This window comes from Paenibacillus mesotrionivorans (genome assembly GCF_046098205.1).
Classification (GTDB): domain Bacteria; phylum Bacillota; class Bacilli; order Paenibacillales; family NBRC-103111; genus Paenibacillus_AR; species Paenibacillus_AR mesotrionivorans.
On record NZ_JBJURJ010000017.1, the window covers coordinates 18,320 to 40,324 of the forward strand.

General features: G+C 54.6%; 21 protein-coding genes. 2 read left to right on the forward strand and 19 right to left on the reverse strand.

Annotation, left to right across the window (positions count from 1 at the left end):
- Positions 1-89: 89 nt before the first annotated feature.
- Together ACI1P1_RS22960 and ACI1P1_RS22965 are read right to left on the reverse strand one after the other, a co-directional pair.
- Positions 90-1,028 carry a dihydroorotate dehydrogenase gene (locus ACI1P1_RS22960; RefSeq protein WP_416218929.1) on the reverse strand — a complete coding sequence of 313 codons (939 nt, stop codon included), beginning with the start codon at positions 1,026-1,028 and terminating at the stop codon, positions 90-92.
- 5 nt (positions 1,029-1,033) lie between these two features.
- Positions 1,034-1,810: a dihydroorotate dehydrogenase electron transfer subunit gene (locus ACI1P1_RS22965; RefSeq protein WP_416218930.1), complete on the reverse strand. Its 777-nt coding sequence runs from the start codon at positions 1,808-1,810 to the stop codon at positions 1,034-1,036.
- A 265-nt stretch (positions 1,811-2,075) separates the two neighbouring features.
- Here ACI1P1_RS22965 and ACI1P1_RS22970 point away from each other — a divergent pair, with 265 nt between their 5' ends.
- A complete protein-coding gene (locus ACI1P1_RS22970) occupies positions 2,076-3,074 on the forward strand; it encodes an alpha/beta hydrolase (protein ID WP_416218790.1) in 999 nt (332 codons plus the stop codon).
- A gap of 71 nt (positions 3,075-3,145) precedes the next feature.
- Here ACI1P1_RS22970 and ACI1P1_RS22975 read toward each other — a convergent pair whose 3' ends face one another.
- The 13 genes from ACI1P1_RS22975 to motA form a co-directional block, all read right to left on the reverse strand.
- A complete protein-coding gene (locus ACI1P1_RS22975; protein ID WP_416218791.1) occupies positions 3,146-3,991 on the reverse strand; it encodes a DegV family protein in 846 nt (281 codons plus the stop codon).
- A 102-nt stretch (positions 3,992-4,093) separates the two neighbouring features.
- On the reverse strand, positions 4,094-4,597 hold the full coding sequence (locus ACI1P1_RS22980) for a metallophosphoesterase family protein (protein ID WP_416218792.1): 504 nt from the start codon (positions 4,595-4,597) through the stop codon (positions 4,094-4,096).
- A 138-nt stretch (positions 4,598-4,735) separates the two neighbouring features.
- Entirely contained in the window at positions 4,736-5,458 is a 723-nt protein-coding gene (locus ACI1P1_RS22985; RefSeq protein WP_416218793.1) for an amino acid ABC transporter ATP-binding protein, read from the reverse strand.
- The gene (locus tag ACI1P1_RS22990) at positions 5,455-6,243 is read right to left on the reverse strand and encodes an amino acid ABC transporter permease (protein WP_463605681.1); all 789 of its coding nucleotides are present in this window, start codon (positions 6,241-6,243) and stop codon (positions 5,455-5,457) included. Before ACI1P1_RS22990 ends, ACI1P1_RS22985 begins: the two co-directional genes overlap by 4 nt.
- A gap of 9 nt (positions 6,244-6,252) precedes the next feature.
- Positions 6,253-7,134, reverse strand: coding sequence for a transporter substrate-binding domain-containing protein (locus tag ACI1P1_RS22995; protein ID WP_416218795.1), 882 nt, complete (start codon positions 7,132-7,134; stop codon positions 6,253-6,255).
- A 108-nt stretch (positions 7,135-7,242) separates the two neighbouring features.
- Entirely contained in the window at positions 7,243-8,124 is an 882-nt protein-coding gene (locus tag ACI1P1_RS23000) for an ATP-binding cassette domain-containing protein (RefSeq protein WP_416218796.1), read from the reverse strand.
- A gap of 5 nt (positions 8,125-8,129) precedes the next feature.
- The gene (locus ACI1P1_RS23005) at positions 8,130-11,003 is read right to left on the reverse strand and encodes an ABC transporter permease (protein WP_416218797.1); all 2,874 of its coding nucleotides are present in this window, start codon (positions 11,001-11,003) and stop codon (positions 8,130-8,132) included.
- A 29-nt stretch (positions 11,004-11,032) separates the two neighbouring features.
- On the reverse strand, positions 11,033-12,130 hold the full coding sequence (locus ACI1P1_RS23010; protein WP_416218798.1) for an efflux RND transporter periplasmic adaptor subunit: 1,098 nt from the start codon (positions 12,128-12,130) through the stop codon (positions 11,033-11,035).
- Positions 12,114-12,830 carry an ABC transporter ATP-binding protein gene (locus tag ACI1P1_RS23015; RefSeq protein ID WP_416218799.1) on the reverse strand — a complete coding sequence of 239 codons (717 nt, stop codon included), beginning with the start codon at positions 12,828-12,830 and terminating at the stop codon, positions 12,114-12,116. The genes ACI1P1_RS23010 and ACI1P1_RS23015 overlap by 17 nt, the downstream gene beginning before the upstream one ends.
- 424 nt (positions 12,831-13,254) lie before the next feature.
- The gene (locus tag ACI1P1_RS23020; protein ID WP_416218800.1) at positions 13,255-14,886 is read right to left on the reverse strand and encodes a response regulator transcription factor; all 1,632 of its coding nucleotides are present in this window, start codon (positions 14,884-14,886) and stop codon (positions 13,255-13,257) included.
- Positions 14,883-16,676 (reverse strand): sensor histidine kinase, encoded by a 1,794-nt coding sequence (locus ACI1P1_RS23025; protein ID WP_416218801.1) that lies wholly within the window; start codon positions 16,674-16,676, stop codon positions 14,883-14,885. The genes ACI1P1_RS23020 and ACI1P1_RS23025 overlap by 4 nt, the downstream gene beginning before the upstream one ends.
- Before the next feature lie 154 nt (positions 16,677-16,830).
- Positions 16,831-17,709: a flagellar motor protein MotB gene (locus tag ACI1P1_RS23030; RefSeq protein WP_416218802.1), complete on the reverse strand. Its 879-nt coding sequence runs from the start codon at positions 17,707-17,709 to the stop codon at positions 16,831-16,833.
- Complete coding sequence (gene motA / locus ACI1P1_RS23035) at positions 17,687-18,505, reverse strand: flagellar motor stator protein MotA (protein ID WP_416218803.1); 819 nt, start codon at positions 18,503-18,505, stop codon at positions 17,687-17,689. The genes ACI1P1_RS23030 and motA overlap by 23 nt, the downstream gene beginning before the upstream one ends.
- A gap of 196 nt (positions 18,506-18,701) precedes the next feature.
- Here motA and ACI1P1_RS23040 point away from each other — a divergent pair, with 196 nt between their 5' ends.
- Positions 18,702-18,971 (forward strand): DUF2533 family protein, encoded by a 270-nt coding sequence (locus tag ACI1P1_RS23040; protein WP_416218804.1) that lies wholly within the window; start codon positions 18,702-18,704, stop codon positions 18,969-18,971.
- A gap of 91 nt (positions 18,972-19,062) precedes the next feature.
- Here the strand turns inward: ACI1P1_RS23040 and ACI1P1_RS23045 are convergent, their stop codons facing one another.
- From ACI1P1_RS23045 to ACI1P1_RS23060, 4 genes are all read right to left on the reverse strand, one after another.
- Positions 19,063-19,851: a TIGR00266 family protein gene (locus ACI1P1_RS23045; RefSeq protein WP_416218805.1), complete on the reverse strand. Its 789-nt coding sequence runs from the start codon at positions 19,849-19,851 to the stop codon at positions 19,063-19,065.
- Positions 19,852-19,890: 39 nt separating this feature from the next.
- A complete protein-coding gene (gene udk, locus ACI1P1_RS23050; protein WP_416218806.1) occupies positions 19,891-20,502 on the reverse strand; it encodes a uridine kinase in 612 nt (203 codons plus the stop codon).
- An 11-nt stretch (positions 20,503-20,513) separates the two neighbouring features.
- Positions 20,514-21,242, reverse strand: coding sequence for a phosphonate ABC transporter ATP-binding protein (locus ACI1P1_RS23055; RefSeq protein ID WP_416218807.1), 729 nt, complete (start codon positions 21,240-21,242; stop codon positions 20,514-20,516).
- Between the two features lie 94 nt (positions 21,243-21,336).
- The gene (locus ACI1P1_RS23060; RefSeq protein WP_416218808.1) at positions 21,337-22,005 is read right to left on the reverse strand and encodes a SanA/YdcF family protein; all 669 of its coding nucleotides are present in this window, start codon (positions 22,003-22,005) and stop codon (positions 21,337-21,339) included.

Genomic DNA, 22,005 nt, shown 5'->3' on the forward strand with positions numbered 1-22,005 from the left:
ACAGCATGCTTCATGTGCGCAAAAAACCGCAGATTATCCTGGCAGCCAATAGGCTTCAGGCATCTGCGGCGTAAAGGAGTTCTGTTATGCTACGATTTCCAGCTCCGGTCGGTCAGTTCTGAAATATGGCCCACACGAAGCTTGTCCAGCCATTCGCCCAAACCGCCGATAATGGTGGGACAGGCGTAAGGGTCCACGAAATTGGCAGTCCCAACCATCACGGCATCAGCACCGGCCATATAAAATTCGATAACGTCCTCCGCGCTCATAATGCCCCCCATGCCGATGATGGGTATGTTCACTGCCTGGCTTACCTGGTAGACCATCCGGATGGCCACAGGCTTAACTGCAGGGCCCGATAACCCTCCTGTTTTGTTGGCCAGTACCGGTTTGCCGGTTTTGAGATCGATGCGCATACCCAGAAGCGTATTGATCATGGTAATGCCGTCAGCCCCGGCCTGCTCTACGGCCTTGGCCATTTCCACAATGTCGGTTACATTGGGGGACAGCTTCACATACACAGGAACGGAGGAGGCCGCCTTCACCTTGCGGGTCAGCTCAGCGGCTGTTTCCGGAACGGTGCCGAAGGCAATGCCGCCGCACTTCACATTGGGGCAGGAAATGTTCAGCTCAACCGCCTTCACATTCGGAGCTCCGGAAATCTTCTGCGCCACCTCCACATATTCCTCGGTAGTGGAGCCTGCTACATTGGCAATAATCGGCAGGTCAAATTGCTCCAGCCACGCCAGCTCATTTCGCAGAATCCCGTCCACACCCGGATTTTGCAGGCCGATGGCATTCAGCATGCCCGCCGGTGTTTCCGCTACCCGGGGGGTAGGGTTGCCATAGCGTGGTTCCCCTGTAGCCGCCTTAATGGCGATGGAGCCCAACAGATTCAGATCGAAATAACCGGCGAATTCTTGCCCGAAGCCAAAGCAGCCGGATGCGGGAATGATCGGATTCTTCAGCTTCAACCCGGGCAGCTCTATGGACAGCCGGGGATCGTTTGCCGCTTCAAGATTGGCCATCACGCTCACAGGACCACCTCCCCGATAGGAAAGACAGGTCCGTCGCTGCAGATTTTATGATACTTCGTGCCGGTTTCGTCCCCCTGCACCTTGCAGACGCAGGCATAACATGCACCGATGCCGCAGCCCATACGCTCCTCCAGCGACAGAAAACCCTTGTGGTCCCGGTAGGCCGTATCCAGCGCCTTCAGCATGGGAGTTGGCCCGCAGGCATAAAGCACCTGAAAGGACAAGCCATGGCGGAGAATCACGTCTGTGACAAAGCCCTGTTCTCCGGCGCTTCCGTCTGCTGTCGCCAGATAGGTTTCGCCCAGTGCCTCGAACTCTTCCTTATAGAATACATCCGCCGCAGAGGCAAAGCCCAGTACATGAATGACCCGCACTCCTTTGGCCAGAAGCTGCTTGGACAGATAATAAAGCGGCGGCACGCCGATTCCGCCCCCTACCAGAAGGGCCGTATCGCCGGGGTTGGCCTCATCAACAGGAAACCCATGGCCCAATGGGCCTACAATATCAACAACCTGCCCGGTTTGTTTGGCGGCCAGTTGAAGTGTTCCTTTCCCTTCCGCTCTGTAAATCATGGTAAACCGGCCCTTCTCCACATCCGCCTCACAGATGCTAATTGGCCGCCGCAGGAGAGGATCATTGCCGATCTCCGCCTTCACGTGTACGAACCGCCCGGGCTCGGCCATATTCCGGGCCAGTCCGCCCTCCAGCACCAGCTCGTATACATGGCGCGCCAACTGCCGCTGGCTGACGACGCGCATCATTTCCTTGCCCATTGTCTCTTCCGCCTTCCCGTAGGCATATGCCCAAGATATCCTGAACATTATAGCACCTGCATACAAGGAGAGTCCATATAGAAGACGGCATTTTCCCAAGATTTAGACGCAGTTCCGCCACTCCTTCATTACAGACAGATTACAACGTGTTTACATTTTGCGACGGAGATTGACGCAGTTAGACCTTCGGATTCATACTATAAATATAGGTAACCAAAGTCCCGGTAGACCAGGTTATTCCAGACAGCTAAGGGAGGGAACTCATATGAGGGTCATGTCATCCGTTCACACAGCAAGAGGTATTGTAAGCGTTCCCATAAAGAAACGGAGCATCCTTGCCCGTCCCCGCTTCTGGCTGGCTCTCCTCCTGTCGCTGACGACTTCCGTGCTCGCTTTGACGGTTGCCTTTCATGCCTACATCGCCTGGCTCCTCGCCCGGCCGATCGTTGCACCACTCTCCTCCAATCCGCTTGAAGCCATCGGTGTCCCGTATGAAGAAGTTACCTTCCCCAGCATCAATCAGACCTCCAAGCTGGACGGTTGGTACCTGCCTGCGGAAGGAGCCACACGCACAGTAATCTTCTCACATGGCTACGGCGCCAACCGGGAGGAAAGCTGGGTGCCGATGTATGACTTGGCCAAGGCTGCCCATATGCAGAACTTCAATGTCCTGATGTTCGATTACGGCTTTGTCCACCCGGAGCAGGTCGCCACCGGCGGGGTTCAGGAAACCTTCGAGCTGTTGGGTGCCATTGATTTCATCAAGCAGAAGAACGCCAAGCAAATTTTCATCTGGGGCTTCTCCATGGGAGCCGGAACCGCATTGGGCGCCGCCCTGCAGAGCGAGGACATTACCGGCATGATCCTGGACAGTGCCTTCATCCTGTCACCCGATACGCTCTACCACAATATCCGGCAGCACGCCGATTTGCCCCGTTTCCCTTCCCTGTCCCTGATCCGGATGTTCTTCCCGGTGATGAACGGAGTGAATATGAACCAGATTCCCTACGAAAAAATCCTGCAAAACACCTATAAAATCCCTATGTTCATGATCCATGGCATGCTGGACGAAAAAGCGCCCTATGAGCAGGCACAAATCATTATGGATAATCAGACTGCCCAGCAGCCGCTATCCAAGCTTTGGCTTTTGCCCAAAGGACATCATGAGCTGATTTACAGCGTGAACAAACGCGAGTACCTGCAAAAGACCCTTTCCTTCCTGGAGCAGGTGTCCCGAACCCGTATCCCTCCGGTCAAAAAATAACAAAAATAAAAGCGTACAGCGGAAACTTCCGCCGTACGCTCTTTTTGTATTTGCTCTTTCAATGGGTTATTTTACGCGAAGGAGACCAAAATACCGCCCTTGCCTGCATAAGTGCCGATAACCGGCCCCATCTCTGCCACAATCACATCTTTAAAGGGGTAGCGCTTCAGGATCATTTCCATCACTTCATGTGCCCGTTCCTCACAATTGCTGTGGCCAATGGCAAGAACCTTCTTCTCGAAATCATGGCCGGCCTCGCCGATCCGGTCAATCATTTTCTTGATGGCGTTCTGGGTGCCGCGGACCTTTTCCAGCACCTCCAGAGTGCCTTCCTCACTGGCACACATCAGGAGTTTGATATTCAGAACGGAAGCAATGGCGCCGCGAACCCGGTCCAGCCTTCCGCCTTTAATCACATTCTCCAGGGTGTCCAGCACAAAATAGTTCTTAACCTCGGCGATGCTTCGCTTCATGGTCTGCATCAGATCATGCATGCTGTGCCCTTCCTTCGCCATACGCGCCGCCTTATAAACCAGAACACCTAAGCCTAGAGAAGCATTCTTGCTGTCCAACACCTCAATTGGGAGACGCTGGGGATGCTCCTCCTCCACCATCGTTTTGCCCATTACGGCGTGATGATAGGTGCTGCTAAGTCCCGAGGACAAGGCAATGCAAAGAATTTGCTCGTTGGCGTCCACGCTCATAAATTTGTTGAAGAAGGTACTTGGCGATGGACTGCAGGTTTTGGGAAGCACACTAGCGGAACCGAGTTTATTGTAAAAGAGCTCCAAATCCATGTCAGAGTCGAAATGCTCATCCTCAAAATGAACCGGCAAGGGGATCTGTACGATGCCCAATTGCTCCAGAATGCGTTTAGGCAAATCTGAGCTTCCGTCGGTAAAAATTCTAATGGCCATGTATTCACTCATTTCTACGAAAGATGCAAGGAATAGCTTTAGTATAACGGAAAATCGGTGAAAATAGAAGGAATTTGTCGAAATATACAGGAATACGGCAAATTAATCTCGGGATGCATAATAATAATGCTCCGCAGTTATCCCGCCTTCCCCAATGTCCATCATTCCGTAGGAATAGAGAGGCTGCCGGCGTTTATCCGTGGGTGAACCGGGATTGAACAAAAGAATGCCTGCTTTGTGCTCCAGATAAGGAATATGGGAATGACCAAAAACAATCGCCTGGACATTCTGCCCTTCAAATGCGTCAAAGGCACGGCGTTCTGTAGTTTTACCGTAACCGTCACCGTGAATGAGCCCTATGCGGATTCCCGCGGCCTCCACGATCTTTTTGTAACCGAAGTGGTTGATAATGTCCGTTCCGTCATTGTTTCCGGCTATCCCTTCAACCGGAGCAAGCTTCTCCAGCTCCTCCGCTACCCTGGGGGAAACCCAGTCTCCCGCATGGAGGATCAGGTCCACTCCCGACAATCCCTTCAGCAGTTCTCCCGGAAGCCGGATTTCCCTGCGGTCCGACAGGTGGGTATCCGAAACAATCCCGATCCTCAAACCATCACCCCATACATATGTGTTGTATATATAATTATGATAGATCCGACAGGCAATTTCAAGCTTCTGAAGATGGAGGCTCCGGCTGTCAAAAGACGGAAAAGCCCGTCCATCCCGGGACGGGCTTCATCAATCGATTTACAGCACCTTGCTGAGGAATTCACGGGTGCGGGGATGTTTGGGCTCTGCAAAAATCTCAGCAGGCAAACCCTCTTCGGCAATAGTTCCTTTATCCATAAAAATAAGCCGGCTTCCCACCTCTCGGGCAAAACCCATCTCGTGGGTTACCACTACCATCGTCATACCTTCGGCAGCCAAGCGCTTCATAACATCCAATACCTCACCGACCATTTCCGGGTCGAGGGCGGAGGTGGGTTCATCGAACAGAAGCACGTCAGGCTGCATAGCCAAGGCCCGGGCGATGGCAATCCGCTGCTTCTGGCCGCCGGAGAGCTGGGCCGGGTAGCTGTTGGCCTTATCCTCCAGGCCGACAGTCTTAAGCAGCTCCATGGCCAGCTTATCCGCATCCTGCTGGTTCATCCCCTTCAGCTTCCGCGGGGCCATGGTAATATTCTTCAGAACAGTCAGATGCGGGAACAAATTGAACTGCTGAAACACCATCCCCATCTTCCGCCGGAGGACATTGATATCTGTCTTCCTGTCGGTTATATTCACGCCTTCAAAAATAACCTCGCCGCTGGACGGCATCTCCAGGAGATTCAGGCAGCGCAAAAAGGTACTTTTGCCCGAGCCTGAAGGGCCGATGACCACCACAACCTCGCCTTTGGCAATATGGATGTTTACATCATTGAGCACATGGTTCTTGCCGAAGCTTTTGTGCAGCTGATTAACCTTAATCATTGGGCGGACATCCTCCTTTCAACCAGACTGAGGATCTTGGAGAGCGGGAAGGTCAAGGTAAAGTAGATAACGGCGGCTACCAGAAGAGGCTCCATGGAAAGATAAGTGGCGCCGCGGATCAGGTTGGCGCTGTACATAAGCTCGGCCATACCGATAACCATGACCTGGGACGATTCCTTGATAATCACGACAAACTCATTGCCGAGAGCCGGCAGAATGTTACGGATGGCCTGCGGCAAGATAATATGGGTCATAGCCATTCGCTTGGGCATCCCCAAGGAACGGGCTGCTTCCATCTGACCCTTGTCCACCGCTTGAATGCCCGCACGGAAAATCTCCGCCACATAAGCGGCGCTGTTGATGGTTAATGCAATGACACAATATGCAAAATCCGGCAGGGCCAGAGCATCGCCCGGAAGGCCTGCCTTAACCAAAAGCCATTCCACACCGTTGGGAAGGCTGTAATATACGATAAGCAGCTGCACCAGAAGCGGGGTGCCGCGGATGATTTCGATGTAAGCGGATGCCAAAAAACGGACAAACCGGTTGGCGGACAAACGCATCAGGGCTATAAACATCCCCAGGATACCGCCGCAAATAACGGTGAAAAAGGCCAGCTTAATAGTGGTCCAGGCACCTGTCAGATAATAGCTTCCATATTCGTTCATAAAAGAAAAATCCATTGCCAAAAATGCAGTGTTCATCTTATCCCTCCATATCCTCCCTGGTGGCATGCCGAAGGGGAAAACAGCGGAACAACAGCCGCCGTTTTCCCCCGTTGCCATGCAATTGCATTATTTCTCAGACAATTGGAAAGCTTCATCCACCAGTTTGTCAATGGTCTTGTCCTTGATCATCTTGTCAAGGGACTTGTTGATTTCGGCAGTCAGGGTGTCGTTGCCCTTCTTGATGGCAATGGCGGAGCCGGCTTCCTCAGCCTTGGGCTTCACGCTGCTGATAACCAGATCCTTGTTCTTATTAACATAGCCGTTGGCTACAGGAGATTCCATAATGATGGCATCAATCTTTTTGTTCTTCAATTCCAGTGCCAGATCGGTAATCTTGGCGATGGACTTGATCTTCGCGCCTTGCAGCTGCTCCTTGGCGATATCTTCTTGGATGGAAGCGGTTTGTACACCGACGGAAACCTTCTTCAGATCATCCATGGACTTGAACTTGTCCTTGTCGTCTGCACGGATCATGATTACCTGTTGAGCGGTGTAGTAGATCTTGGAGAAGTCAACACTCTTCAAACGTTCTTCATTAGGAGTCATGCCGGAAATAACGAAGTCAACCTTGCCGGCGTTCAGTGCAGGCAGCAGACCGTCAAAACCGATATCCTTGATCTCCAGCTTCACACCCAGATCCTTTGCGATGGCTTTGGCGATTTCTACATCGAAGCCCACGATGGTGTCCTTGCCGTCGATGTTCTTGTGGAACTCATAAGGAGCGTAATCAGCGCTGGTGCCCATGATGATGGTCCCGGCTTTTTTGATGTCGGCAAGCTTGTCGGCTGCACCTGCCGCCGGGGATGCCGGGGCAGTGGAAGCGGCTGTGGTAGCGGCTGCCGGAGTGGAAGCCCCTTGGGTTTTGTCTGATTCCTTGTTTTTCTCGCCGCAGGCGGCCAGCATGGTCAGCATCATAACCGCCGCCAGGAGAATTGTCAATTTCTTCATTTCGATATGCACCTCTTCTGTATATTCATTCATAACGCGACTTGTATAGTATAAGAGGTATTAGAAGAATTGACAACCGGTTAAACGTGACACTTTTATGGAAATCGCCTATTCCGGCGGCTCGAGGACAATCCTGCCTTCCTCTACCGAAACCCTTACCTTGTTTCCGGCTGTGCTGCTTAACCCCAGCGACTCCAGATACCCGGAGGGGATTTGCAGCCTTCCCGCCTTATCCAGAACAGCATATTCCACATGGGATTCCTCTTCTGCCGCATCCCCAGCCTCCAGCTCCTCCAGCTCCTCGGAGTAGGATTTGCGCCGGAGGATCTCCGATGAGGTTTTTCCGTCGCGGATGGCCACCACCCGGTCAACCTTACGGGCCAACAGCGGGTCATGGGTGACGATGACAACAGTCAACCCCAGGTCGCGGTTTAATTGCCGGAACAGATCCAGGATTTGGGTGGTCATCTTCGAGTCCACCGAACCGGTTGGCTCATCAGCCAGCAATAGCCGGGGATCATTCGCCAAGGCAATTGCGATGGCAACTCTCTGCTGCTCACCGCCAGACAGCTGCTGGAGACGGTTGTGCTTTCGGTCTGCCAGCCCCACTGCCTCAAGCAGCATTAATGCCTTCTCCCGTCTCCGCCTGCCGCGGAGAAGCATAGGCAGCTCCACATTCTCCAGAGCGGTCAGATACGGAACCAGATTGCGCGCATTATTCTGCCAGACAAAACCCACCGTTTCCCGCTTGTAACGGACCAGCTCCCGCTCTGTGAGCTGCAGGAGATCCGTTCCGTCCACAACAAGCTTGCCTGCGGATGGACGGTCCAGCCCGCCCAACATATTCAGCAGAGTGGATTTGCCGCTGCCGCTGTTGCCGATAATGGCCATCAGCTCTCCCTCCGCCACATGCAAATCCAGACCCTGGAGAGCGATGACCTCCAGCTCCGCCGCCTTGTATATTTTAACCAGATTGTCGCAATGAATCATGTTGTTCAGTCCTCCCCCAATTTAACGGCCTGATGAATCCGGAGACGGGAGAGCATAAATCCCAGAACAGCCAAACCAAAGGCGACCATGGCCGACACCACCGCGTACAGCCTCAATTCATCAATCGCCCTGAAAATCACCTGGAACGGCAGCGCCTGATCGGAGAAGTTAAAGGAGAGCTGGAAGAATGGCACGAACAGCTTGCCTGTTACCGCACCGGTAAAACCGCCGATCAAAACTGCCGCCCCGGAGGTCAGCAAAAGCTCCAAGGCAATCATGCCTACCAATTGGGGAAGGGTGATGCCCATCGCCCTGTATATGCCGTATTGCAGGGTTCTGCCAGAGAAGGACAGGAGCCAGTACAGCAGGAAGCCGATCAGGCATACTCCCGCAGAAATCATAAAGCCCAAGGTCATTGCTCCATTTAAGGCTAGCCGGAATGGATCCTTTCTGGAGTCGCTCACATCCTGTGCGGTGTTGACCACAGAAACCAAAGGTATCTTTTTCTCCTCGATACTCTTATAAATCTCCTGCAGGGATGCCTCCGGCTTCAGCTTCAGCCACACGTTGTACGGCTCCATGGCAAGGGAACTTTCCAAGTAGGATAGATTCCCCACCACCAGCTTGGGTTTTACCGGCTTATTCACGTTTCCTGCCTGCGGTGTCTGGGTTTGGCCTGCGGCTTGCCGGGGGTTTGGATTCCAGGTTGGCCAATAGTCCACAACTCCGTATACCTGGACGGTAGCATAGGCCGTTCCGTCCCACCGGATGGACAGGCTGTCTCCCGGCCGCACCTTGAATTCGTCGGCGACGGAGCGGGAAATGAGAACTGCCGCCGGATCCTGTGCAATCAGATTCAGATAATCGTAAAAGTGATGGTCCATCAACCGGTCCCTCATCCAGGACGTCCGGCCGAAGTCATCGGTTTCGATGCCCATTATGGTCACTTCGGCATTGGAGGATTTTTCGACCAGATCTCCTTTCCGGCTGAATACCCTGGCAATACCTTCGATACCAGGAAGCTCCGTGAAGGGAATAAATGGCGGCTCGCTGTACTGGACCCGCTTTGAGGTATTTACTTCAACGGATTTTTCTTCTCCATCGGATTGGGGCGGCGCATCATTCTCCCATTTGGCCATCAGCACCAGGTCGGCTCCGTTCCTGTAACGGATCTGATCCTCCGCATTCTGGTTGATGGTCCGTGCGGCACTGGCCCCGAACAAGCCGGTCGCCATAGTCATGGCCAGAAACAGCATAATAAACTGGTAGCCTGTTGCAGAGCGTCCCACCTGGATCAAGGCGGAATATGCCGGCGGCGACCACCACTTGCGCCCGATCCGGTACAGCAGCCGAATGGCCAACGGATATACACGAAGCAAGAGCAGGCTGAAGCCAAGGATAAAAATCGCAGGAACCGCAAACAACAGCGGATCTACCTTGAAGTCCATGGAATTTAAACCAAGAGCCTGCAAATCGGCAGTTCTTCTGCGGAAGGAAAAGATCCCGTAAGCGGAAATGCCCAGCAGAATAGCATCCAACCCGAATTTATGGGCCAAGCTGAGAGTCCTCACCCGGGCCAATTGAACCTTATGGCTGACAATGGTGGACCGTGTGGCCAAAAATACCGGCACCAGCAGCATCAGCACCGAGCAAACCGCAGCAATGCCCGCGTACCGGTACGCTTCGGCAGTCAGCACAGCCTCCAGCTTGGCCCGCTGGACAAACTCCAGGAACCCGTTGGACGCCCCCAGGGCTTTGGCAATAAACAATCCCAGGAATGGACCGATTCCCATGGCGACCGCCCCTAATAGCACTGCCTCCGCTGCATAAACACCCATAAGCTGTATTCGCCCCGCCCCGCGGCTGCGGAGAACGGCGATCTCATTCTTTTGACGTCCTACCGTCAAATTAGCCACCAGCAGCAGATAGAAGCCCAGCATGATCAAAACCGGTACATTCAAGGACCAGAGCATCAGGCGCAGCTTGCTTTCCTTGCCGCTGTAGGTCTTCAAAACCGGTTCGGCAGCCATGGACACATAGCTGGTTCCGAAGGTGCCGGACAAGAACTTGGAATGGTTGACTCTGATCTCTAAAGGAGCCTCTGTATGCTTAATCGTCAGCCCCGCGTAATCCAGATTGGCCCGCCAGATCAGAAACTGCACCCTCATAACGCCTTCTTGGGTAAATTTCTCCTCGAACAGCTCATAGGGAATGAGAAAATGCTGTTCAAAGGTATTCTCCTGAAAATTCCAGTACAGCCCCTGATCATCCTTATAACGGATTACGCCTACAGGCAGTACCCGAACCTCGCCTTTTATACTTTGGTCCCGGAACACAAATTCTGTACCAAGCACCATTTTTAAGCCGATCAATGCATCCTCCGTCACCAGCGCCTCATAAACCCCATCCTTTATTTCTTTGGAAGGAAGACGCCCATCCACCAGTTCGATGTAGCTTTCCAAACCGGACAAGGCTGCAATGGAGGCCAGACGCTTGACATTGGGGTCGGCTTTTCGCGGATCTGCCGGGGTAACAGGCAGGGAAAGTGTTTCCCGCTGGATGGCGTAGGTTTGAACCGGCATTCCCAGCTTGGCCAGCACCTGTTCCTCCATGTAGCGGTCCGCTTCCTTCACCAGTTTAGCCTGATCCTCAGGCCGGTAATTCAATATTGTAGCCGAAGAGGAATACGCTCCCGGATAGATACGGTTTACGGTCTGGGAAGCCTCCAGATCCTTCAGAAGCATCCGCTGCAGGATGGAACCGGTATAGATGGGCATCGAGCTGGCCAACCCTACCGTGATGATAAGGCCTGTCAACAGGCTCAGCTCCAGCCAGCGGTTTTTGGCCATTTTGCGCATTAACATAATGAACAGCGCCACAGGGCACCTCCTTTTGTCCCCGATTACCATCAATTACTGATGATGACTTTTTGCCCTTCCTTTAGCCCCTGCCGGATTTCCACATCCGTTTGGGTCACAATGCCCTGCTCCACATCCGCTTCCTTGCGGCTCTGGCCATCCAGAATCTGGACATAGTTCCGCCCTCCGTAAGAGCGCAAAGCGCCTCTCGGAATCACCAGAACATTCTCCCTCATCTCTTGGGTCAATGTGAAGTAAACGCTGCTTCCCAAGGACGCATCCTCGGGGGGATTCAGGATAGAGAAGTAGATGGACTTGGCGTTTTTCTCCTGAAGCGCCTTATTCCCGGCGGCTGCATTGCCTACAAGCGCTGTGGAGGGCGTCTGCAGCACGGTGCCCTTATATTCCTTTTCCCTGTAGTTAAAGGAGACCTCCATGCCTACCTCCACTCCGGCCAGGTCATTGCCGCTGCTGGATTCATAGACCAGATTCACCTTCTTGGGGTTGGAAATGCCCACAACCGTGCTGTAAGCCTGGACGGAATCCCCTGCTTGAAGCGGGGATAGAAAAGTAACGATGCCTCCTATGGTTGAAACCAGTGTCGTACGCTTCAGCTGCTCCTCCAGACTGTTCAGCTGCAGTTGGGCGCTTTCCAGGTCAATGGCTTTCAACCGGAAGGCCCTCTCATTCCCTGGCTGCTCTTCGATTGTCTGCTCAAGGAGAATGCGTGCCTTTTCCACTGTAAGGCGCTGCTGCTGGAGTTTAATCTCCAGATCACCAGCTTCGATTTTGGCAACCGGGTCACCGGCTTTCACCGTATCCCCCAGATTCACCAGCAGCTCCTTCAGCCGCCCGCCGGATTCCTTGAAGGAGAGCTCCTGACGTTCTGCAGGGGTAAAGACAGCGCTTCCCTTCAGCTGCCGGGCGATGGAGGCACGCTTCACCTCATACAGCTCCATATTCTGCTGCACCGGCTTGACCAGAGGCGGCTTCAACGCCTCCTCCTCCTTGGGCAGGAGGGAGCAGCCGGAGGTGAAAACCGTAATACTCGCTGCAGCCAATAGCGCTGTTACGGAAAGCCGGAGGCTGTGCGGGGCCTTGCAATAATCAGCAGGGCGGATTTGCGGGCGGTTACCTTTGATCAACAATTTGTCCATCCTCCAATGTGTAAACGTGATCGACAATCTCCATAATGGCGGGATCGTGAGTGGTCATGACGATGGTCATATTCTCCTGCGCCACCAGATCCTTAAACACCTTTATGACCTGAAGGCCCATGCGGGAATCCAGCTCAGCGGTGGGTTCGTCGGCCAGCAGCAGCACAGGGCGGTGGGCGATGGCTCTGGCAATGGCCACCCGCTGCTGCTCACCGCCGGATAATTCGAAGGGACGGTGTCCCATACGGGGAGTCAAACCCACAAAAGACAGCACCTCCTCCGCCCGCTGCCGGCGCATGGAGGACGGCATGCCGGAGATACGCAGCCCAAACTCCACATTTTCGTATGCAGACATCAGGGGAACCAGGGCGAAGGATTGGAAAATCAGTCCCAATCTGGTGCGCCGAAGCAAAGTCCGGGCTTTGTCGGAGAGCCCTGTAATTTCTGTTCCTTCCAGGTAAATAGAGCCCTCCGAGGGTTTGTCCAACGCTCCCAGAAGATTGATCAAGGTGGTTTTGCCGGAGCCGGAGCGCCCCTTCAGCGCTACCAGACGCCCGTGGGGCACGGACAGGCTTGCCCCTTTCAGGGCATGAACGGCCGCAGCGCCGCTCCCGAAGGTGCGGGTTACGCCGAAGGCCTGCAGTACAGGCTCCCGGGCGACAGCGCTTACGTTTAGATCAGGCAGGGCCATGATGATTCCTCCTGCTGGATGATGTAGTAGGGTAATGGCTCATCCGTGAGCATTCCCGGATGGCCTCTTCAATGTAACCTGTTGCCGGAAAAATAAAAAGACACCCTTGTCGGAAAAAGGTGTCTTTTTGTTGGGTTCTTGAAATGGACGGCTTGTCGATTATGATTATCCAGCAATAACGGAACCGTTTTTCCGTTAAACCTGCTGCTTAGCCCTTATTAGCAGTAATAGCGGAAGAGGATTTCCGATATTACGTCAAATTGGAGGTTGTTTAAAGGGGCAGGAGTACTTAATGGAAATTCTCTTCCGCTAATTTGGATTTTTCCCCTCGCAAAACGGATTAGCGGAAAATGAATTCCGTTACGTTATCCTGCTGCAGGGTCAGATGCCCCTTGTTGGATTTCCACTACCTATTCTCCCCATGTTACTGAAACTTCTTCGGTGTGAATCCGGTCATCCGCTTAAAAGCCTTGGTGAAGATTTTGGAGTCGCTGTAGCCTGCCGCTGCCGCCACCTCGTACACCTTCATGCGGCCTTCCTTCAGCATTTCCTTGGCAGCCTCCATCCGGATCCGGGCCAGAGCCTCGCTCAGGGTTTCTCCGGTTTCCCGGCTGTACAGCTCACTGAGATAGCTCCGGTTCAGCTTCACATGCTCCGCAATCTCCGCTGTGCTGATATTGCGGGAGTAGTTCTCCTGCATGAATTGCCGGGCCATCCGCACGAAGGGATTGGCGGAGGCCTGACCACAGACGCTGCCTGCCGCCGGGTGGCAGAGCAGTTCTTCCACTGCCTGCCCCAGCCAGGCGGACAGCGCTTGGGCACTGGGTGCGGCGGAGGCGGCCGCCATCAGCTCGGCCCGGCGCCGGGAATAGTCTCCTGCAGCACCCGGGTGTGAGCTGTGCTGGCGGACGGCGTCCTCCGCCATGACCACGAGCTCCGCCGCAAAGGCCAGGAGCTCCCCTGCCGGCGGACGCGCCGCCAGCACGTGGGCCGCCACCCGCTCCAGCTGGTGGCGTACCCCGGCGGCGTTGCCGCCGGCCAAGGCGCGCAGAAGATCGTTGCGCGCCTCATAGGGCAGGGGGGCCACCGCAGCGGCCCCCGCACCAACCGGTGCTGGCGGAGGCTCCGCCTCCTCCGCCAGCACGGTTACCGGGCCCGGCGTACGCGGGCCCGCAGCGCCTGCGCCGGGGCGGAGCTCCCCGGCGTAGAAGTGCCGGTGCAGCCGCTGCTCATGCCAGCTGGCCAAGTGCTTCAGCTCCGTGAGTCCGGCAGCCGCCGGACCTGAGCTGACCACTGCCCGGCAGCCGGCCTCCAGGGCTGCCCGCAGCCGCTTCGCCAGTGCCTCCGCACACGCAGCCCGCCGGACATGCTGCTCCTGCCGGGAGGCGCTGCGCTGCAGGCCATAAAGCACCAGCTGCTGCTGCTCCCGCAGGCGCAAAACCGCTACACAGCCCGTCTCTACCGCTGCGTTCTCAACGACAGCCGAAGCTGTTTCGTTGGCGGGATACAGCTTCACCATCACAACCGCCAACTGCCCTCCGTCCCCGAACAACTCCCGCTCCAGCTCCGGTTCAGCCGCTCCCCCTGCCAAAAAGGCTCCTGCCCGGCGGGATAAACGCATCAGCTTGGTTTCTTCATTTTCCCGCTGCCAACGAAGCAGCCGCTCCTGCTCCTGCCGGCTTAGTAACAGCGACCTCCGCATATGCCCCAGCACCTCCAGGAGCTGCTCCGGTTCCATAGTAGGCTTCAGAAGATAATCCGCCGCCCCCAGCTTCATGGCCTCCTTCACGCAGGCGAAGTCATCCAGACAGCTCAACACCAGAATACCCACGCTGGTTTGGGCCTCGCGGATGCGCCGGATCAGCTCCAGCCCGTCCATCCGGGGCATCAGCAGATCCGTCACCACCAGATCCACCGGATGGTCCGCCATATAGGCCAGTGCTTCCTCGCCGTCTCCGGCCTCCCCCGCCAGCCGGAAGCCATGAAGCTCCCATTCGACCAATGTGCGCAGCCCCTGGCGGATAACCGGCTCATCATCCACAACCAATACATTCATGATGCTTCCTCCTCATTCCGGTGTACAGGCAGGCAGAGGCGCACCGAGGTACCCTCCATGGGTTTGGCGACAATACTCATGGCATAATCCGGCCCGTAATACAGCCGGATTTTGTCCCGGATATGGCGGAGACCGATTCCGCTCATCCGCTCCCTCAGCATACCGGCAGATGCTGCTCCGGGACGGCGTTCCATATGATGGATAGCATCACTGCTGACAGAACGGCACACCTCGTCCTCCATCCCGATGCCGTTATCCGCTACCTGACAAAACAGCAGCCCACGCTCCACCCAAATCCTGACCTGGATAACCCCCGCTCTGCGCAACGGCTCAATACCGTGAATGACTGCGTTCTCCACCAGAGGCTGCAGCAGGAGCCGGGGAAGCAGACACTGATCCGCCGACGGGTCAATCTCCACCTCCAGCCGGATATTTTCCCCGTACCGGAACGCTTGGATTGCCATATAGTCCGTGATCAGCCCCGCTTCTTCCCCTACAGTAATAAAATCTCCTTTTTTGCCCAGGCTGGCCTGCAAAAGCCGGACCAATGCGCTGACTGCTTCGCTGATTTGCGGCGTTTTGTGGAGCTTTGCCACCCATTTGATGGTGTTCAGCGTATTGTAGAGAAAATGGGGATTAAGCTGGTACTGCAGCGCTTCCATTTCTGCTTCCTTCTTCAGTGCCTCCTCCCGTTTGACCTGGCGGATTAAATCCTCCAGCCGGTTCAGCATCTGGTTATAGCTTTCTCCCAGCTCATTCATTTCCTGGCTGCCGCGGGAGGTCCAATATGCCTTCAAATCCCCCTTCTCCGTCCGTTTCATCAAGGATTGCAGCTCCCGAAAAGGCCGAGCAACCCATCTGGACAAGCAGAAGGAAACCGCTGCCGCCAAAATAAGAACCACTGCTCCGGCTAAAGCCGCCCATCTGATCAACGGCCCGGAAACAGCCTGCAAGCGGGTTTCGTCCATAACCATCCGGGATGTCCAGTCTAAATCCCTGTAACGGAAATGCAAAAGAGATACCTCATGACTTCCGGCCGCCTCTATAGTCTGGCTTGCCAATCCATCAGAGGCATACAACACCTCTCCCGCTCCATCCTCCAGGGAATAACCGGCATACCCGGAAGCATCGGAGTCCGCTCCGGCAATCTTCTCCAAACTTGCAGTCACCGTAATGGAGCCGGTAGGCACTACGGAAGCCAAGCCGTTTACCGGTAGGAGATACTGCAGCTTTCCCCTCGCCGCCGGAACGGAAAAGGGTTCTCGGAGCACACGGAACATCCCTTGCGTCTCTCCACCGCTCCTGTCCGAAGTACCACTGCTTCCGTCTACAGCTTGACCGCTCCCGGCCGGAGATATTACCGCTGCACTTCCTCCGGCACCTCCGCGTCCATAGCAAAAAATGCGGCCTGCCTGTTCCTGACGGACGCAAATTTCCTCCGCCGCTTCCGTACGCTCCAGCTCCCGCCTTAAAGCAAGCGACATATAGTCCTGGTAGTCCTTTGCCTCCTGCGGGGTTTTGACATGAGCCGGATCCAAAAAACGCTGAACCGCATAATCCGCCGCAAGGGCATGGGCCGATTGCTCCATTTCATCCAAGCGGTTGCGGGTTTCCTGCAAAATCCGGTTATGGTCCCGGGCAAAAGGTTCGGAGAGTGCCCCCTCTGTCAGATGGGATGCTTTTACAACAGTAAACAACAGCGCAGCAATAAGGGGCACCACCCCCAGCAAAAGCAGCCCGCCAAACAGGCGGATGAGCAGGCTTTGCGAAGTCAGCTTCGTGCGGTGCATGAGAGACACCTCCTTCCGGGAATAACCTGGTCCTGGACATTCACAATTCTATTTGGTACTATACCGAATTCTGCCCATTTGCGCCAGACCTTTCCTCACACTGGCCACATGCAAACAACCCCCTGTCCGTTTGGCGGAAAGGGGGTTGTTTGGATTAACGGAGCGGAAGCTCACTGCCGGACAATACCGCCGGGCTGATGATGGAAACCTCTACCCGCCGGTTTTGGGAGCGTCCTTCCGGCGTATCGTTGCTGGCGATGGGCTTGAATTCGCCGAAGCCGGTAGAACTAAACCGCTGCTGATTCACTTTGGTGTTACGGAACAGCTCCTTCATAAAGCTTAGGGACCGGGCCGTGCTCAAATCCCAGTTGGAGCTGTAGGTTTTGGTGGTGATGGGTACATTATCCGTATGGCCGGAGACCGTTACCTGGTAATCCGGGTAATTGGTCAAAATATTGGAGATGGCGTCGGCCAGCTGTTTCGCCTCCGGCTTCACGTCTGCACTTCCCGAAGCAAACAGCGCCTGGTCGCGGATGGTAATCATCACATAGTGGGATCCCAGGGTGGTGTCCAACTGAGTGCTGAGACTATTTTGAGATATGTAGGAGTCCAGCTGCTGCTTCATTTCGTTGAGGCTCTTCTGTTCCTTCAGGGCTTCCTCCGCTTTGGCCGCTTCTTCGGCCTGCTTTTGGGCATCCTGGCTGCTGCTGTCACTTCCAGCGGCACTCTCTTCCGTGGACCGGTCAGGGTTTTTGAAGGGACCGGAGGTGTCCTCATTGGTGGTGTTCTTGGACTCGGCATCCGCATTGCGCGAAGGCTGAACCACTCCGAAGAATTCCAAGAATCCCTTGCCGCCGTTAAAAGCACCCGACATGGATTTGGCCAGCTGGTCCAGCTTCTTCTGATCGGTCTGGGATGTGGCGAACAACACGATGAACAAAGCGAGAAGCAGGGTCATAAGATCGGCATAAGGGATTAGCCAAGACTCGTCCGCATGCTCCTCATGCTCCTCATGCCTTTGCTTCTTTGCCAATGGCTGCTACCTCCCCTTTGGCGGATTCCCTGGCATCCAGATCACGACTGCCGGACGGCAGGAAAACCAGCAGCTTCTGACGGATGGAGTTGGCAGAGCCTCCCAAACCGAAGGTAATCAGGCCTTCCACCATCATCAGCTTGATCTCCACTTCCTTCTTGGACATCCGCTTCAGCTTATTGGCAATGGGATGCCACAGTACATATCCGGAGAAAATACCGAAGAGGGTTGCGACAAAAGCAGCCGCAACCGAGTGCCCCAGCTTGTCGATGTCCTTCAGATTTCCGAGTGCGGCAATCAGGCCCACAACGGCGCCCAAAACACCCAGAGTGGGCGCATACATGCCCGCTTGGGAAAACAGCTGAGCCCCCACCTTGTGGCGGTCTTCCATGGCATGAATATCCTCTAGCATGACATCGCGGACAAATTCGCTGTCGCTGCCGTCAATCAACATTTTCATGCCATTTTTGAGGAAAGGGTCCTCTACAGTTTCAGCTGTTGCTTCCAAAGCAAGAAGTCCTTCGCGGCGGGCGATAGTGCCCCATTCGACAAACTTCACAATCAGCTCTTCTTTTTCCATGAGCTTGGGCTGCGTGAAGATCAGCTTGAACAGTCCGGGCAGCTTCTTCACGTCCGACATGGGAAAGGCCATTGCTACCGCAGCGAAGGTTCCCAGGAAGATAATCAGCAGCGCGGCAGGATTCCAAAGCGCTACAGGACTTACCCCTTTCAGAACCATCCCGACCCCGATACCGATTACGGCGGAGACCAATCCCAAAAGCGTTGACTTTTCCATCGTTCCAACTCCCAGCATGTATTCTTTGTCTTTTCTGTATATCGGAAAAAACGGTACAAATGTTGAGACTAAAAAGAGAAAATCACGATTTATGTCGAATCCATTGTAACGGCGGCGTATCTATAGTATCATATTTAGAATCTCATTTTTCTAAAAAAATGAGAAGAATTTGTTCAAACAGGAGGCGTTGTTTCGAATGAACGTGCATGAGGCCATTTCACAGCACTCCCGTCAACAGCATGAGCATCTGCAGGAGTTTGAGCAGTTGGACCATCTGAGGGAAGAGCTGATCCAGGAAGCGGTTGAGTTATGTCTGAAAGGAGAAGCATTCTCCACGGAAGCAATCAACCAGGTTACGGCACGTATTATCGAGCATGCCAAAAACGGCATTTCACCGCTCCGCCAGTTTGTCAACGAAGATATGGTCAGAGATTATGTCGAACAACTGAAGAGGGAGAAGCAATAGCTCCCCCCTCATCACATGTAAGCCCCGCAGATGCCAGGTTGGCCTGCGGGGCTTTGTTTGATGTTATTTCGATCAATCCGAGGATGCTGTCCTATCTGTCCCCATCCAGGAGATTGCCCAGTCCGCCCAGTATGCTGCCTTCCTCCTTGCGTCCTGCCGCTCCTGCTCCGGAAATCACACGGTCCGCCAGTCTGCTGAAGGGCAAGGATTGCACCCATACCTTGCCGGGGCCGCGCAGGGTGGCAAAGAACAGCCCTTCCCCGCCGAATACGGCAGATTTAATCCCTTTTACGAATTCGATATCGTATTGGACATCCCGTGTCATGGCCACCAGACAGCCGGTATCCAGCCGGATCAGCTCGCCTGGCTGAAGGATTTTCTCAACCACCATTCCCCCGGCATGAACGAATGCCAGACCATCACCCTCCACCTTCTGCATGATGAAGCCTTCTCCGCCGAAGAAACCCGTTCCCAGCTTCCGCTGGAACTCGATGCCCACAGACACCCCTTTGGCCGCACACAGGAAGGAATCCTTCTGACAGATGATTTTGCCCCCCAGCTCACTCAGGTCCAACGGAATGATCTTGCCCGGGTAGGGTGAAGCGAAGGAAACCTGCTTCTTGCCGTAAGCGGCATTGGTGAATACCGTCATAAACAGGCTTTCCCCGGTCAATAGCCGCTTGCCGGCCCCCATCAGCTTCCCCATAAAGCCGCGCTGCTCGCTGGACCCGTCCCCGAAGATGGTCTGCATCTGGATGCCGTCATCCATCATCATGAAGCTGCCCGCCTCCGCAACCACACTTTCCTGGGGATCCAATTCAATTTGGACAAATTGCATTTCACTGCCGATAATCTGATAATCGATTTCGTGGGCGTTCATGGCAAACCTCCTTTTGGGGTAAAAAAGACAGCCCTTCCGCTATGTCATAATGGATTGTCTAATCCGTGAAGCCAGCAGGGTGACGGCGATTTCATTCTCGCCGCCTTCGGGCACAATCAGATCGGCATAACGCTTGGAGGGTTCAATAAAGGCCTCATGCATGGGCTTGACTGTGTTCAGATATTGGGCATATACAGAATCGAAGCTCCTTCCCCGCTCCCGCATATCCCGGTTGATCCGGCGCAGTACCCGCACATCCGCATCCGTATCCACAAACACCTTGATGTCCATTTCCTTGCGGAGCAGCTCATCGGCCAACACCAGAATGCCTTCCAGCACCACAACCGGCGTCGGTGCAAGCGGAATGCTCTCCTCCGTACGGATATGCTCAGAGAAGGAATAAACCGGAACTTGGATGCGCCTTCCCTGGCGCAGCTCCTGCAGATGTTCAATTAACAGTTCATTGTCAAAGGAGTTGGGATGGTCGTAATTGACCTGAGCCCGTTCCTCCTTTGTCAGATGCGGCTGGTGTTTGTAATAAGAATCCTGTGATAGTAGTGCTACGTGCTCTGTGCCGATCCGTTTCAGAATGCGACGGGCTACGGTGGTTTTTCCGGAGCCTGTGCCTCCTGCAATGCCGATGACTAGCATGACTGGCCTCCTCAGAATACAATATCCTTCTCTCGTTGTGTGAGCTTGCGTGCGGCGATATCCAGGACTATCTTGCCTCCGGAAATCCCCCAGATCCGGCTGGCGTAGCGCTCCGCGTGCTCCAGGCTGCTGATGGCGCAGATCACGGTAACCTGATCCCGCTTGCAAACATTCCGCAAATCCTCCATAACCCGGTTTTGGGCCTCCGGCTGAAGCCCCTTCAGCGGCTCATCGGCAAAAATCACCTTGGCTCCTTTAATCAAAGCCTTGGCGATCCCAACCCGCTGTTTTTCCCCGCCGGACAGCTTGGATACAGGCTCACGGGCTTTATCCAACAGCCCCACCTTCTCCAGGAAATCCATGGCGTAGACATGCTCGTCTTGAGACTCCTTGCGAAACACCCGTCTAACCAGGGACATATGCTGGTAACGGCTGTCCAACACATTTTTCAAAGCGTTCTTGGACGGATTCACATCGGGATTTTCCGTAAGAAAGCCCCATTCCTGCCGGAGCGAGTAGGCCTGGAAGGGGTTTAGTCCGCTAATGTCGCGGCTGTTATAGATGTATTGGCCCTGATCCCACTTTTCCCTCAGGGACAGGCAGTTCAGGAGTGTCGTTTTGCCGCTTCCGCTGGCCCCGATCACCGCGATAAATTCGCCGTCATCCACCTGAAAGCTCACCTTATTCAAAATTTCCGTGCCGTCTTTCCACTTCTTCGAAAGATTGCGAACGGTAAGCATGTGCGGTTTTTCCACCTTTCTGTCGGTAACTTGCCTCTCCTTAATGTCTTCCCCAAATTATAACACAATTCAAAACCTTCCCCAAAAGCAGCCCTTACGGATTCGCCGTCACCCGGCCATCCCCGGTAATCGGGATTTTGTCGCCCAGGTCCGGCGGTTCAGGCTTCCAGATGCGGGACAGGTAGAAGTCCTTATTGCGGGCCAGGACCTCCCGCAGCCTGTATTTGTCCATATCCCGGTAGGAGCGTTTATCCGCGGCCACCCCATAAGCATCCAAACCCAAGCTTTTGCCCACAAAAACGGCTCTGCTCAGATGATACTGCTGGGTCACGATAATCACCCGGTCCACATCAAACACAGCCTTGGCCCGGTACATGCTTTCGTAGGTAGAAAAACCCGCATGATCCATAAAAATGGCGGAGGCGGGAACCTTCCGGTCCGTCAGGTACCGCTTCATAGTCCCCACTTCATCATAATCCACGCTGCCATGGTCACCGCTGACCAGTATCCGCTTGGCTTTTTTATTGCGGTACAGCTCCAGCGCCGTATCCAGACGGTCCTTCAAGATATCCGACACCTGACCGTTGCCGAAAACGGACGCCCCCAGAACCAGAATGGCTGTGGCATCCGGCGCCTCATCGGGTTCGACGATCCTGGATTTCACGCTGATCACCACAAATCTGTCAATAAACAGCACAATGGCCGCTGCAGCAGCCACTATTGCAACAATTGCGATACCGATTCTGCGGATCCACTTGAACAT